This is a genomic window from Cellvibrio sp., from assembly GCF_039207905.1.
Classification (GTDB): domain Bacteria; phylum Pseudomonadota; class Gammaproteobacteria; order Pseudomonadales; family Cellvibrionaceae; genus Cellvibrio.
Window position 1 is genome coordinate 70,816 of sequence record NZ_JBCECX010000001.1, and the last position, 14,973, is coordinate 85,788.

General features: G+C 43.8%; 14 protein-coding genes. 11 read left to right on the forward strand and 3 right to left on the reverse strand.

The features are described from left to right. Positions 1-282: 282 nt before the first annotated feature. Positions 283-4,452: a molybdopterin-dependent oxidoreductase gene (locus AAGC78_RS00310; protein WP_435782021.1), complete on the forward strand. Its 4,170-nt coding sequence runs from the start codon at positions 283-285 to the stop codon at positions 4,450-4,452. Between the two features lie 77 nt (positions 4,453-4,529). On the opposite strand, the gene AAGC78_RS00315 is transcribed toward AAGC78_RS00310, so the two are convergent. Next, positions 4,530-5,384 (reverse strand): RluA family pseudouridine synthase, encoded by an 855-nt coding sequence (locus tag AAGC78_RS00315; protein WP_435782022.1) that lies wholly within the window; start codon positions 5,382-5,384, stop codon positions 4,530-4,532. 172 nt (positions 5,385-5,556) lie between these two features. Between AAGC78_RS00315 and AAGC78_RS00320 the strand changes: the two genes are divergently transcribed. Both AAGC78_RS00320 and AAGC78_RS00325 read left to right on the forward strand, forming a co-directional pair. Then, the gene (locus AAGC78_RS00320; protein WP_435782023.1) at positions 5,557-6,015 is read left to right on the forward strand and encodes a hypothetical protein; all 459 of its coding nucleotides are present in this window, start codon (positions 5,557-5,559) and stop codon (positions 6,013-6,015) included. A gap of 15 nt (positions 6,016-6,030) precedes the next feature. Further along, entirely contained in the window at positions 6,031-6,318 is a 288-nt protein-coding gene (locus AAGC78_RS00325) for a hypothetical protein (RefSeq protein WP_435782024.1), read from the forward strand. Between the two features lie 65 nt (positions 6,319-6,383). On the opposite strand, the gene sodC is transcribed toward AAGC78_RS00325, so the two are convergent. Beyond that, positions 6,384-6,896: a superoxide dismutase [Cu-Zn] SodC gene (sodC, locus tag AAGC78_RS00330; RefSeq protein ID WP_435782025.1), complete on the reverse strand. Its 513-nt coding sequence runs from the start codon at positions 6,894-6,896 to the stop codon at positions 6,384-6,386. 240 nt (positions 6,897-7,136) lie between these two features. Next, on the reverse strand, positions 7,137-8,360 hold the full coding sequence (locus AAGC78_RS00335) for an acyltransferase family protein (protein ID WP_435782026.1): 1,224 nt from the start codon (positions 8,358-8,360) through the stop codon (positions 7,137-7,139). 181 nt (positions 8,361-8,541) lie between these two features. Here AAGC78_RS00335 and AAGC78_RS00340 point away from each other — a divergent pair, with 181 nt between their 5' ends. From AAGC78_RS00340 to AAGC78_RS00375, 8 genes are all read left to right on the forward strand, one after another. Next, on the forward strand, positions 8,542-9,417 hold the full coding sequence (locus AAGC78_RS00340; protein ID WP_435782027.1) for a LytTR family DNA-binding domain-containing protein: 876 nt from the start codon (positions 8,542-8,544) through the stop codon (positions 9,415-9,417). A gap of 380 nt (positions 9,418-9,797) precedes the next feature. After that, complete coding sequence (locus tag AAGC78_RS00345) at positions 9,798-10,922, forward strand: hypothetical protein (protein WP_435782028.1); 1,125 nt, start codon at positions 9,798-9,800, stop codon at positions 10,920-10,922. Between the two features lie 941 nt (positions 10,923-11,863). Next, the gene (locus AAGC78_RS00350) at positions 11,864-12,238 is read left to right on the forward strand and encodes a PaaI family thioesterase (RefSeq protein ID WP_435782029.1); all 375 of its coding nucleotides are present in this window, start codon (positions 11,864-11,866) and stop codon (positions 12,236-12,238) included. Between the two features lie 448 nt (positions 12,239-12,686). Then, complete coding sequence (locus tag AAGC78_RS00355; protein WP_435782030.1) at positions 12,687-13,055, forward strand: hypothetical protein; 369 nt, start codon at positions 12,687-12,689, stop codon at positions 13,053-13,055. Between the two features lie 133 nt (positions 13,056-13,188). Beyond that, positions 13,189-13,596, forward strand: a complete 408-nt coding sequence (locus AAGC78_RS00360) for a GNAT family N-acetyltransferase (RefSeq protein WP_435782031.1) — start codon at positions 13,189-13,191, stop codon at positions 13,594-13,596. 123 nt (positions 13,597-13,719) lie between these two features. After that, a complete protein-coding gene (locus AAGC78_RS00365) occupies positions 13,720-14,169 on the forward strand; it encodes a hypothetical protein (RefSeq protein ID WP_435782032.1) in 450 nt (149 codons plus the stop codon). A 96-nt stretch (positions 14,170-14,265) separates the two neighbouring features. Beyond that, positions 14,266-14,484 (forward strand): amphi-Trp domain-containing protein, encoded by a 219-nt coding sequence (locus AAGC78_RS00370; protein WP_435782033.1) that lies wholly within the window; start codon positions 14,266-14,268, stop codon positions 14,482-14,484. Between the two features lie 57 nt (positions 14,485-14,541). Then, entirely contained in the window at positions 14,542-14,961 is a 420-nt protein-coding gene (locus AAGC78_RS00375; RefSeq protein ID WP_435782034.1) for a VOC family protein, read from the forward strand. Positions 14,962-14,973: the final 12 nt, after the last annotated feature.

Consider the following 14,973-nt stretch of genomic DNA (forward strand, 5'->3'; position numbering starts at 1 on the left):
GTTGCGCTAAGCATTGATTTTTAATTCGCACCAATAAAAAACATTATCGTGCTCTTTGCGTTGAAAATTGCCTGTATCTGGGGCGAAAAAATAGGTTGGCTAGATTTTCAATTGATCAATCCGCATCGTTCGATTTTTTTAATGCAGATAAAAAATCATTAAAAATCAGCAACTTATTGATTGCTGCTGCTGCATTCTTGGCATGCGCTAACAAAACCCGGCTCGCAAAAAGTCACTGGCATAACGCTTGCAAAACCCCTCTCAATGAGGAGTTGCAAGCCTATGTCAGAAGCTGTTGTAAAAAATGAGAGTAAATCCGTGCGCTCGGTATGCCCCTACTGCGGCGTTGGCTGCGGCATGGTGCTGGAAACGGACGGCAAAAAAATTATCAAAGTGTCGGGTGATAAAAACCATCCTTCTAATTTTGGTCGCCTTTGTACCAAAGGTCAGACTAGCGCCCAGGCATTGGTTAATTCCGGTCGTATGGAATCTGCATTCGTTCGCAGTGAGCGCAGCCGCGATCCGGTGATGTCGCCCATGGCGCAGGCGATCAGCACTACCGCCAAACGCTTGCGCGAAATCCTCGATCAACACGGCCCCGACGCCATCAGTTTTTATGTGTCGGGGCAAATGTCGATTGAATCGCAATACCTCGCCAATAAACTCGCGAAAGGTTTTGTGCGCACCAACAACATCGAATCCAATTCGCGCTTGTGTATGGCGAGCGCCGGTGCCGGTTATAAATTATCGCTCGGCTCGGATGCGCCACCCGGCTCTTATCAGGATTTTGATCACAGCGATTTATTTTTGGTGATAGGCGCAAACATGGCGGATTGCCATCCGATTTTGTATTTGCGCATGATGGATCGCGTCAAAGCCGGTGCAACATTAATTGTGGTTGATCCGCGCCGCACCACAACGGCAGAAAAAGCGAATCTGTATTTACCTATCAAGCCCGGCACCGATCTCGCGTTCTTGAATGGCTTATTATTTTTGCTCCACAAAAATGGCAAAACCGATGCGGACTTTATCGCGCGCTACACGCAAGGTTGGGAAAATTTTCCGGAGTTTTTAGCCGACTACACACCGGAAAATGTCAGTGAAATTACCGGTCTTTCAATCGAATCCCTGCATAAAACTGCTGAGTTAATTGGCAACGCTCCTGAATTTATGACTTGCTGGACCATGGGGTTAAACCAAAGCACCCACGGCACCTGGAATACCAATGCAATTTGCAATTTGCATTTGGCGACCGGAAAAATTTGTCGTCTCGGCAGTGGGCCTTTTTCGCTCACCGGTCAACCCAATGCAATGGGTGGCCGTGAGATGGGTTATATGGGGCCGGGTTTACCGGGGCAGCGCAGTTTGCTGGTAGAAAAAGATCGCGAATTTATTGAACAAATGTGGGATGTTCCCGCCGGTACTATTAGCACCAAATTAGGCAAGGGTACTGTGGACATGTTTGAGCGAATGGCAGCGGGCGACATAAAAGCCTGCTGGGTTATTTGCACCAATCCGGTTGCCTCTGTGCCCAATCGCAAAATTGTTATTGAAGGATTGCAGCGCGCCGAACTGGTGATCGCACAAGATGCATTCCTCGATACCGAAACCAATCGCTACGCCGATATTTTATTGCCCGGTGCCTTATGGGCAGAAGCGGAAGGCGTAATGATTAATTCCGAGCGCAATATTACGCTCATGCAAGAAGCGGTAAATCCACCCGGCGAGGCAATGGCAGATTGGGAAATTATTGCGCGCGTTGCCTGCGAGATGGGTTTTGCCGATGGCTTCAGTTTTAACTCCGCCGCTGAAGTGTTTGAAGAAATCAAACGCAGTTATAACTCCAAAACCGGATACGATTTGCGCGGTGTTAATTACACCCGTTTGCGCGAATCACCCTTGCAGTGGCCATGTGCTGATGAAACTTCCACACGCAATCCCATCCGCTATTTAAATACCGGCATCAACCAGCCGTTAAAAATAGTCGATGACGGCAGCGCTCCGCTTTTACAATTTGCGACTGATTCCGGTAAAGCGATTTTTCATGCGCGACCACACGTAAATCCGGAAGAAATGCCGGATAAAGAATTTCCGTTAGTGCTCAATACTGGTCGCGTGCAACACCAGTGGCACACGCTGACCAAGACCGGAAAAATTCCCACGCTCAACAAATTAAATCCCGGCACTTTTGTGGAAATTAATCCGCAAGATGCAACTGAATTAGGTATTAACAACAAGGATAAAGTGGAAATCCGTTCACGCCGTGGCTACGCGATTTTACCGGCAGTTGTCACTGATCGCGTGCAGCCCGGCTGCTGTTTTGCGCCTATTCATTGGAATGATGTCTATGGCGATAATCTCTGCATTAACGCGGTAACCAGCGATAAAGTCGATGCTATCTCGCAGCAACCGGAACTGAAAATTGCCGCCGTTGCGCTAAAGCGCGTAGAAGTGTTTGTTGAAGCTAATGAGTTGGAATTTGTCGGCGCAAGTGCTGCGCCCGCTTATGATTACACCAGCGCAAAAGCCTTCGCTGCTGTTGCTGAGGAAACCAGCATGACCTTGATTAAATCTTTTGCAGAAAAAATTGGTGTTGTGGAATCAGTCGCGCCCAGTTTTTCTGATGTTGAACGAAATTATTTGAGCGGCTATATCAGCGGCCTGCAGGCAACGGCAAAATTAATTACCGCAGTCCCTGCATTACCGGCAGATGCCCCAATTGCTCCGGGTAATCTCACTTGGGTCAATGGTTTATTGGCGGGAATGTTTAGCCGTGTATTGCCGATAGGCGTGACAGCCTCCGCACCACAGGAGGCAAAACCGGAACTGTTGTTGTTGTGGGCATCGCAAACGGGCAATGCCGAAACCCTCGCAGAAAAATTTGCACAGCAATTATCGGCGCAAGGCTGGGCAGTCAATGTCCATTCGATGAATGATTATTCGATAGAAAAATTAGCGGCCAATAAATTAGTCGTGTTTATCACCAGTACGTTTGGCGATGGCGATGCACCTGATAATGGCGGCGATTTCTGGAGTCAATTAACGGCGGATTCGGCACCGGTTTTAAATCAACTGCAATTTGCGCTGTTAGCCTTGGGTGATTCCAATTACGATCAATTCTGCGGGCACGGCAAAAAGCTATTTGCCCGTTTGCAAGCGTTGGGCGCTACTGCGTTAGTTGAGCGTGTGGATTGTGACAGTGATTATGAGGCATCGGCCGGCGAATGGTTTGCTAAGCTAAAAGAGCAATTAGCACCTTTAACTAACGCTGCGAACCAGTCATCGACCATGAGTGCAACGACTACATCAACTTCGACCCAAGCGGCGGCTTACACCAAAGCCAATCCTTATCCGTCGCGTCTGGTGATTAACAAGCGCTTGAGTGCGGCTGGTTCGGGTAAGGATGTGCGTCAATTTGGTTTTGATTTGGGTGAGTCGGGCATCACTTACGAAGCGGGCGATGCCATGGGCATCTGGCCAAAAAATTGTCCTGACTACGTATTTGAGTTAGAGCAAGCGCTGAATTTAAATGCGGATGCGCCGGTGGTGGTCGATACTCACGAAAAACCATTGCATCAAGCACTTATTGAAAATTATGAAATTTGTCGCCCGAGTTTGGAGGCGTTAAATTTTATTGCGCAACGCGCCAACAGCAAAGAACTAAAAACCTTATTGGATGCAGAACACAAAGCTGAGTTGCAAGAATGGCTTTATGGTCGGCAGTTGGTTGATATCCTGCAAGAGTTTCCTATCCGCGCCGGTGTTGATGAATTAATTCCATTGCTAAAACGCATGCAGCCGCGCTTGTATTCCATTGCATCCAGTTCAAAGGCATTTGCCAATCAAATCCATCTCACCGTGTCAGCGGTGCGCTACAGTCGCTATCGCGATAGTAAAAAAATTCGCAAAGGTGTGGCGTCAACCTTTTTGGCAGATCGCGTTGAAGGAGTTGATACCCCGATTTTTGTACAGCCAAGCAAACATTTTCATGTGCCTGAAAAAGGCGATACGCCATTAATTATGGTTGGTCCCGGCACTGGTGTTGCGCCTTTCCGTGGTTTCCTGCAAGAGCGACAAGCGCGTGGCGATGCAGGCAAAAACTGGTTGTTTTTTGGTGAGCAACATGCCGCTACCGATTTTTACTATCAGGATGAATTGCTGCAATTCCAAAAAGACGGTGTGCTCAATGAATTGAGTCTCGCTTTCTCGCGCGATCAAACGCAAAAAATCTATGTGCAAGATCGTATGCGTGAATGCGGTGCAGATATTTGGGCGTGGCTGGAAGAGGGCGCTTACTTCTGTGTTTGCGGCGATGCCAGCCGTATGGCAAAAGATGTTGACCAGGCGCTGCGCGATATCATCCAGCAATACGGAAAATTCGATGAGGCCGAAACTGTCAATTACATTCGTAAGCTAAATATGGATAAGCGTTATCTACGCGATGTGTATTAACAAGAGTATGCTTGCGGCGGTACAAAAAAGGGCCTCAATTGAGGCCCTTTTTTCCAGTCTACTTTTACAGATCGATGTTACTTATTGAGTAGCGCAAAGAAGTCTGCCGGGGCAGGTGTTTCAAACGTTAATTCTTTACCATTTTTGGGGTTAACAATTTTTAAACGCAACGCATGCAACCCCATGCGAATGCCTTGGGTGCCGTAACGTTGGTCACCGACTACGGGATATCCCAACCAGGATAAATGTGCGCGTATTTGATGCTGGCGTCCTGTTTCTATTCGCACCTGCAAAAGTGTTCGCTTGCCGTTTGTGCGCTCTGTTTTAAAGTGGGTGATCGCCGGTTTTGCATCCGGGTGCGCGCCTACATGCATGCGATATTCTTCTTCATCGGCACGCAATGGCTGATCAATTGTTCCTTCTGCCGGAGTGGGGCAGCCCTCTACAATCGCCAGATAAGTTTTCTCTGCCTGATCCCATTTAGCCATCACCGCCTCACGCATTTCGCGTGAGGTCGCAAATAACAATACACCCGATGTGTCGCGATCAATTCGATTTACCGGCCATAATTTTACCGCTTGCGATCGGCGCGATAGCTGATTGCGCAGAATCGCCAGCGCATGCTGTTGAGTTTCTTTGGTGGTACCTACCGAGAGCAAGCCTGCGGGTTTATTAATCGCAATAATGTCGCGATCAGAATATAAAATTTCCAATTGCGACGGCGAACTATTAGTCACTTTAGGCGTTGCGCCAACTTCCACCAAGTCGCCAACATTCAGTGCAAAGTCGTGCTGTGTAGTAGATACACCGTTCACACTCACACAACCGCTCTGTAGCCGCTGCTTGATTTTGCTGCGTGCCCAACCTTGTAATTGCGCACCAAGAAACGTTAGCAATCCCGAGGATTCTTTAACGTGTAATTTTTCTGACATGGTTATTGGTACCGGATTTGATGATGCAAACTGCGGAGTAATTGCCCTCTTCTGCCACTTTATCGATTGTGTGCGATCTATGCCATCTAATTTGCCACGGGTATTGCTAGCAAAGGCTTTCATCCGTAGGCTATCTTCTGCTCAAAGGAACTTATTTTAGGATAATGAGAATATGAAGCACATTCTGATATTGATAATTTCGCTACTACCTGCAGTCGCGCTAGCAGGGCTTCCATATGAGGCTTCGCTTGAGGAAATGGCTGCGAGTGCTGATCATATACTTATCGGTCGCATTACAGGTGTTGATATGGTTGATGCGCGGGGTAAGCCTGTGACAGACAAACTTGCACGTACAGGTCCTGGGTTGGACAACACTATCCGTCTTCGCATTGGTGTTGATGAAGTTCTTGTTACTAACGCTTCGCAAGTTCCTACAGTGTTGCCAGTGCCGCTCGCCAACGACCTTCATTACTCCTTGGGGCAAATCCAATCCGCTCATAAGAATGACACCAGAGTTTTTCTTGTCATCCTAAAGGGAAATGATTTTTCGGGTATAAAACCCGGCGTTTTTCTGCGCCCGATCTCTGATAAGGAAAAAGCAATGGAGTTATATCATGCATCGCATCCATAAATTTAATGAAACTTTATGAAAAATTTTGCAGTATTTCTTCATTGTGAAAATTTAGATGTTACTCACAATGGGGTAAAGGATCTTTATGGCTTATTCATCACTATAAGGGTTGAGTGTGAGAATGAAGATGATGCAGGAAGCAAAGCAATTGAGAGCCTAAAGTCTGAACCTTTGTTGGTTGAAGCCTTTTCCGGTGCGGCTCGCGTAGCTCCTGGAATTGTGGTTGCAGTTGTTCATGAATTACCGTTATCGAATAAAATGAAGAATTCGCCGCTTGATCTTTTTTTGATGTCTGAAGAATAAAAAATTGATATTCCTGCGCAATGCAATAGAAAAAAGCGCTTGGCGCTCTTTTCTATTGCTGACATTTATTTAATAACGCCGCATGTCACTCGTGCTCCGCCACCGCCTAATGGTGCGGGGTGATCCGAGTGGTTATCGCCGCCCGCATGAATCATTAATGATTTTCCTTTAATGTCTTCAAGTTTCAGGCGCGGTGCTAAAACGGGTTGTATTGCAGAGCCATCATTCTGAACATAAAGCGGTGGTAAATCGCCCAAGTGGCCTTTGCCCCAAGGTGTACCGTGGGCGTTGGTACCAGCAGGGTCATAGTGACCGCCAGCTGCTCCAGCGGGAATTATCTGGCCATCTTTCTCGGCAGAATCGCAGCTACCATTTTGATGTACGTGAAAACCGTGTGCTCCAGGTGGCAGCCCTTTCAGGTTGGGAGTAAACACCAAACCGTGTTTGGATTCAGTGACAATTACTTGTCCGACTGCAGCGCCAACGCCTTTTTCATCGACACTGTGCATTGTGATAGTGACATTGGCGAATGCAGCTGGTGCAGCAAAAGCCAACGCGAAAAGTAACGATTTGTTCATAATTCATCCGGGGTTGATTTTTTTGATTTGTAACAGTGATTTCAGTTGGCAGTAATTTTTCATTACTGAAAATAGGGCAACACATTTTGCTGCAAGTTCTAACAGTGCTAGTGTCAATTTTTGCAATGAAGCGTGAGGTTTGTTTGATGAAAGACAATATCGCTCAAGATGTACGAGCTAGGATGTAGATCGAATTAGCCGAAAAAGGCACAGCATTTTCATGTTGTGCCGGTGAGAATATTAGTTATCGGTTGATGTTAACTTTTGCTTTTGAATCCCAAACAAAACCGGCACCACTGGTAGCCGTTTAATCACTTCAAATAAAACCACGCATCCAATTGCAACCAAACTGATAATTAATATAGGTTCAACTGCTGCGCCCAATTTTTTGGGTACAACAAAATACGCGATAGCGATGATCAATGTTTGGTGCAGGATGTAAAAACAATACACACCGCTATTTAAATATTTCAGCAGCGGATTGCTGAAAGTAAACCAATATTGTGCCCAGGCGATGATCGTCAATATCCATAGCCAGCCATTGGCCGACCAAATCAATCCGTTTATTTCTTTTGCGATTATGTTGTCACCTAAGGAGCCGCCGTTAAATGCAAATAATGCGTAGGTATAGGTTGCGAGTGCGGCGGGTAATAAATACCAGCGCAGTGATGCAAATTTGCTCCAGATGAATGGTATGCGTACCAATACAAACCCCAATACAAAACATAAAAATGAGCGCGCGTGGTTGTACCAATCCTGCACAAAATTGTGGGTGGTCGGATATTTCTCGTAAAGCCACCAACCAATAACGTAAAACAGTACGATAGGAATCAATATAACCATGCGGGTTGTTAATCGCCCACTAATCCACCGCCAAACCGGCGCGCACTTCGGTGAATTGATTAGCGGATAAGCCGCCCAGATAATCAATGTATAGGCAAGAATATAGGGTAAAAACCAGAGGTGATTCCAGGTGAGATGCATCTTTCCCAGAGTTTTGTGTGGCGCAAACTCTGCGCTGGTTTGATCCAGATAGATGTACCAGAAATGCCAGTAGTTGGGGCTGTTGATCAACCCTTTGCTATTGGCCTCCACGTAGACTTGTGGCACAACAATAACGAGCATGCCGAATAACAGCGGCAGTAATAGCAGTGGCACACGCTTGCGAATAAACTGCCCCCAAGGTTGGGATGCAAGCAAAAATGAAATAGCGGCGCCGCTAATCAAAAACAGCAGCGACATTCGCCACTGGTTCGACCAGAGCATGACATTCGTAAGCATCTTGCTGGAGTAGGTGCTTTTGTAATGCCAACCCCAACCTTCGGCATACAGCATGCCGGTGTGATACAAAATCAATAAGCCTAATACCAGCACACGCAACCAATCCAACTCGACCAAACGCTGCCGCTGAACTGGATGCAGGTGCGTGTGGTGTAAGGGCGGAAACGATTGTAATTGAGTCATGTGGCAGATTTCCTGAGCGGTAGTGAAAGCGCTATGCTAGGTAAACCCTGCGCAACAGTGTGTTGCTAAGTGATTGACCTACAACAAAATGTGATGAACGGAAGCCGGCAGTGACGAGTTCCGGTTGCTATCCTGATGTTGATCAATAGAATTCTCGTCCCTCCTGATACATGTGAAACCAATGACCACAAACGATAAACAACAGCAACGACTCAACCATTTTTTAGCGCACCAGAAAGCCTGGGGTGCGATGCTTTTGATCGGTTGGTTCTGCATTAATATTGTGGTGTTGGCGACCAACCATTTAATGGAATACCAACGCATGGGCAAAAGCCTTGCGCTGTGGGAGGCGTTTTGTTGGGAGATCTCCAGCTGCGTAATATTGCTGTCACTAATTCCGCTGGGCATATGGCTAAATGACCGCTGGCTCGCCAGGTTGGATTTCAAGCGCTGGTTAGTTGCTCACATGTTGGCAACGCTGCCGTTTTCCTTGTTGCATGTTTCGGGCATGGTGGGGTTGCGCAAACTTTGGTATTTCCTGATGGATTCCCGTTACGAGTTCGGTCATCTGCCAATGGAGTTCTTCTACGAATATCGCAAAGATGCGCAAGCCTATTTAACACTTGCGCTGGTGATTGCAGGCTACCGTTTTATCGTACGGCGCCTGCAAGGTGAGGCGAGCTATCTTGCCGATAGTGCCGAGAGCGAAAGCGCCGAACCCGAGTCGCCGCCCGAACGTTTGCTAATCAAAAAATTGGGGCGCGAATTTTTAATCCAGACTAGCGATATCGAGTGGATCGAAGCCTCGGGCAACTACGCAAATTTGCATATCAAAGATACGGTCTACCCCATGCGCATTACCATGGATAAACTGGAAAAACTATTACCTTCCAATTTCGCGCGCATCCATCGCTCTACTATCGTAAACCTGGAGCAGATCCGCGAGATACAAGCACTGGACACCGGCGACTATCAAGTCACGCTGCTCAACCAGAAAAACCTAACCCTCTCCCGTCGTTATCGCGATGGTTTTAAGTCGCTGTTGAGTCTTACGTAATTTACGGAGAGTTAGCCGCAGTAATTGACGCAAATGCGGCGGGCGTGATATTTGATGCTCGACAATCTCTGATAACCGGCTAACGCCGTATATCACCTGATGCCAGACTTGTGTATCAGTAAGAATGATAGTTAAAACAGGGGTTTAGGTTAGTCTCAAACTGGCTGTAAAAGTGATAACCTGCATAGCATAAAACTCTCGCGCCGGATTTGTCATTTTTGATAAGCGCTGGTATTAAATTTAACTAATTGATACTTAAGAGAAATAGGATTTTCGCCACTTCACAGCTGCGGGTGATAAGCGGCGAAGTGATATACGGCTATAGCCGTCTAATAAACTGTTAGGCTTACAAACAACCTCGAAAAAATTGAGCAGAATTGATGAAGTATAAATTGATAGATCAGATTACTAGCAGTAGATCTGCTTTTCTTGAGGTGCTAGTAGCAACGATTGTTCTAGCTATTAGTGCAAGTGGAATAGCATCAATAATATTTGACTACTTCAAAGAGTCACCAACCTATCTGTTGCTATTTTTAGTTGCGGTCATGTTTCTGAGCATTATTGTGCTGGCTAAGAAAATCGGCAACGCGCGCAGTCACAAGCTGAATATAGAGGGTTATATAAATTTTGATCCAATAGAAAATGAGCTGATTGAGATTCCAAGATATAACTATGGAGAAGATCTTGTTAGATATCTAAAAGGGGCATTCAAAGAAAACCTAGCATTGAGATCACAGTGGGATAAAGAGCCTCTTGGTAGTGGTTTCGATATTGATATGCAAAATCAAACCGCTAAAAAGAAAATAACTGGAGCAGCCAAACTAATAAAAGAAGCTACCGAGTACTATGTTTTGGATAACTTATCAACACACTTGACTGATTACTTCAATCAAGAAAAATACTCTAAGTCCGAGCTGCGAGAGTATTCACGAAAAGACGTTCCCGATATTTTATTGTCAAATAGATTTATGGAGCTGTTCACAGCTCCAATGGAAAATAGAGCGTCTTTTGATCTGGGGGAGGTGAGCAGTAAGCATGGCGTCATTGTAATGTCTCAGGGCAAGGATGGCGCAATTTATCATAGATTTGATCTGATATTGCCGGCTAAAACCATTGTGTCCAGAGATAAGTCAGGAGCTATAAAGTTTAATACAGAAAATTTTATTCTAACTTTTAATGTTAATTTTGAAGAGTTTGGCTTTGTGTCTCCTAGAGGTTTTGAACGTCACTACCTGGGAGTAACGGATTTTGAAAGATCCTCGGAATATCAAATAAATGTAGATTTTGAAGTTGAGTTTAAGCTTTTTTCTCTAGTGAAAAACAATAAATGGGATTATCACTCGTGGCTAGACGGGTTCCTAAACTCCTTGGAACGTAAAATGAGCGCTAATGCCTTCTTCGAACAAATTCAATGGAGCCTTGCACATACAATAATACACTGTGGTGAAGTATCAAAAAGGCCTAACAAATCAATGCAGCCGACCGCTAAAGCGTCAGCTGATTGAGACGTTATAGCGTGCGAATTGTTTTTTGAACGTGCTTCATAGAAAGCTAATCGCAAGCAAATACGGTTTGGTTTTATCGTAACTTTCAATATGTGCAGTGTTGTTCCGGTGCTAATAGAAAGTCTGCACAAAGCGTACTTCGCATTGTGGGTTGCCACTAAATTGGTTTGCGGTGAAAATTCGCATCAGTAATATTAATCGGTAGCGTTGGTTGGCTTTTGGATAAACGTAGTTTTTAAAAGTATAAACCATCGCTGCCATAACAAGCGACAGTAGTAAAAAATCAATACCGTCAACGCAAATTTGGTTAGCTTGCCAGTCGCAATTATCCCTCACGATGGCATTCAAAACCGTCATTATCTTTCGCATGCAGGCAGTAAGCGCGACTTTTTTCCTATCTATACTTCATGCTAAATATTGATCTTATAAACTATAATTTATCGAGCTTTATAAAAAATATTCACCCTAAATTGGAGGTGGTTAATGACATTAAGGGATTTTATTATATGGGTTACTGTAGGCTCGCTACTGGTTAATGTAGGAGTCCTTTTATATTTCTCGCTATCCTTGTATGAATCATCACAAGAAAAATCAAGAATTGGGTATGTGAAGTATTTAGAAATACTGAAACTAGATATTCTGCCCGGAGAAAATACAGCGTTAATTTTTGAGGGTGATAGATTAAAAACGTTCCAGAAGTTCAGGATTTTAATATTTAGCTTTACGGCCATATTTTTGGTTAGCTTGTTCGTGCGAATAGTTTTTTTATAGCAATGCGTATCAACTGGCGCACTTTGGGTGTTCGGGAGGCCTTGCCGTGAAAAAGTAATTCATAAAACCGCGACTTACAAGCGGCTGTTGTGTAAACAGTCAGCTTAATGACCGCAGTTTATCGCCGCGCAGGGTTCACCGACATACAACTCTACTGTTAAGGTAAAAGCATGGAAGTTCAAGGCCATATTAAATTTACTGTTATTGAAAGATCACAAAGTGAAGTTGTATCCGAAATGCCAATCCAGCCAGGCATATTAAATCCTTTCGGTACTGTTAATGCCGGAGCTACTTTGTGGTTTGCCGATGTAACTGCATCTGTACTTGTTCTTGAGGGTGTTAATCCTGAGGAGGGTATGAAGGGCTTTCCTCTAGCAATAAATATTAATGCAAATTTACTCGGCAATAATAAAAGCGGGGCGTTTATAGCAAGGTCCAGTTATATCAAAAAAGGTCGCACAGTTAGTGTGGTAAAAACAATTGTTACTGATACGTCTGGCAAGTTAATAGCTGAAGTTACTACAAGCCATGTTCAATCGGCCTAGCGTTTTACACAAAGCCTAATGATTGTAGCGCTTTGTGCACTGGATGGTTTGTGGGTCGCAGTTGCCTCTAAAGCTCTGTTACGCAAAACCATCCCACTGTGACTACTAGCTTTTCCATTAGCACTGTAGGTGGCAAAACCTATTATCTAACATATTCAGGTGGGATTTTTCCTATTCCTACTGGTCCTTTTGTTACAATTGTTTCAACTCTTCAATTTAGAATTGACCTTGTGAGTAAAGAATACGCCATGGATTATTTACCTGAAATTCATGATTCATTGCCACATCGCTGATGCTTTTCAGAAGAGTAAATAATAGGATGTCCAGATGCCGATCACTTGACGGCTTAATTAGTTGCAGTTTTCTCATTTCGCTTCGTTGCGTTTTACGACAAAAGTGAAACTTAAAATCTATTTTTATTAGGGCAAGATTAAGTTATAGGAGAATTATGGAGTCAAAATTTGATCTTAATGGAAAAGTTTTTAAAGTGGATTTTTCCATGCTTGGTCATGAAAAATACATTTTCAACGGGAATGTTCTGCTAAGCCGCTGGAGCTTTAAGTTTAAAGATAGACTGAGTTTTGACTGTGATGGTGATAAGGTCGAAATTGACGTTTGCTTGTCAAGAGAAAACTGGTCAATTCGAGCTTTTGTAAATGGTGTGGTTGTAAAGGAAGAGTTGTTCCCAGAATTCAAGAGTAGGATCGAGAGGGCCAAAACGAATAAAGGCATGACGAAGTTTTTTATAATGAAGAATATTATTCTTTGGCTGGTTATGGCTGTTATTTTCTTCGCAGTTTTTGAAGCAATAAAATAGCCCAAAAAAGCAATCAAGCTGATAGCGTTTAAGTTGAAATTTTTCAATTCCGCTTTTTCCTTTTTTGTTGAAAAAATGAAAATTAAAAACCACGGTCATAATAGATTTATGTAAATAAAGCAGAAAGTTAATCATGGATATTAAGATTGAAGTAAACGGTACAATCGAAGAGCGTGAAGTGATTGAGCTGTATCGTGCAAATAATTGGTCATCTGCTGAAAAGCCCGAGCAGCTATTGCCTGCAGTAAGAAATTCTCATACTTTAATTACCGCCAGGGATTCGGGTTTATTAGTTGGCATCGCCAATGCCATTTCTGATGGACATTTAGTTGTTTATTATCCTCATATGCTTGTTCTGCCTGATTATCAAAGACGAGGTATAGGTAGAAAAATTGTTGAGGCAATGAACTCCATTTACGGAAGCTTTCATCAGCAAATGCTAACTGCTGATGGTGACGCTATTGAGTTTTATAAATCTGTTGGTTTTGTTCGTGCTGGAAAAACAGAACCCATGTGGGTGTATTCGGGAACAGAGCATTGAGGTCGATCAAACAGTTGTAACTTGCGTACTTTGTGCGCTGTATGATGAAAGGAAAGAAGTAATAGCCCACACCGGCATCTGCGGTTTAACACAATCTTAGTCAAAAAACATGGAGTATGTACTTTGCTAAAAATCATTTCATTTATTTGCCTATCTGTAATTCCAACTTTGTCCTTTGCGGACACAATTTCGTGTGGCGGTAAGTTTGTTATCGTATCTGATGCTCCATCCGCAAAGGAACCATTTTTTAGTGTGGCTATTGAAGGTACTTCAACCAGTAGTACTCACCTATTTGAGATACAAAACGACTTCTTGCATCTTCGTTGTGAGGTTACATCCACTGGGAGGCATGTGATTTTAATTAATAATTTCTGCGGTGGTAGTGGATGTGCAGGCTTTGGTAATTTTGGAATTATTGAGGTGAGCACAGGCAAGGTTTTGCTAGAGCCAAACCAGCGATATAAAGGAAATATAGAACAAGCAACGGAAATAATTGGTACAGAGCTAAAGCCATTTACATGTGAACTAAAGAGTATTGAAATTTGTTTGCACTCCAAGATAGAGCTTGGCTAAAAAGTGAAATTTATATGATCTGTTTGGCTCGGAAGAGATAAGTGTTATATCTCAGGAATTAGTTCTTTGAAATGATATTAATCTAGAGGGTTTAAAATGAAAGATGATCGTGATGTTGAAAAGGGCTACTCGACTTCTGAGTTTGTAGCAAAGCTTCGTCGCTTGGCTGATGCAATTGAGAGCGGGGGTAAGTTTGAGATACAAATTGATAATGAACGAATTTATGTTCCTGTTAGGGCTACTTATAACATCGAACATGAACGTAGTGGCTCCGAAGAGGAGATTGAGTTTCAGATTAAGTGGTCAAATGATTGATTTTTAGAATAACTAATTTCTCCACCAAGTTAATTATAGAAGTGATTGGTAAGTAATATGGAAAACGATGAGTCTGTAGAAACCTTAGGAATAGATCATATCGGGTTAACCGTTAAATATCTCAGTGAGTCCGCCGCCTTTTTCACTGAACAACTTGGCTGGAAGGTGGTTGGAGAAATGCCCTCGTATCCGGCAATTTTTGTTTCAAATGGACACATGAAACTTACTTTATGGCAGGCAGAAAATTCTGGATCATCTGTGCCTTTTGATAGAAAAGCTAATATTGGTTTACATCATTTAGCTATTGCTGTTCCAAGCTTTGATGCATTGGAACGTCTTTATGAAAAGTTAAAATTTGTACCAAATATTGAAATTGAGTTTTCCCCGGAGCTTTCTGGTAAGGGGCCCCACAAGCACATGATGATAAGAGAGCCTAGTGGCATTAGGATTGAATTTGTTCATCGCCCTAAAATGTAACGCGATAAAAGT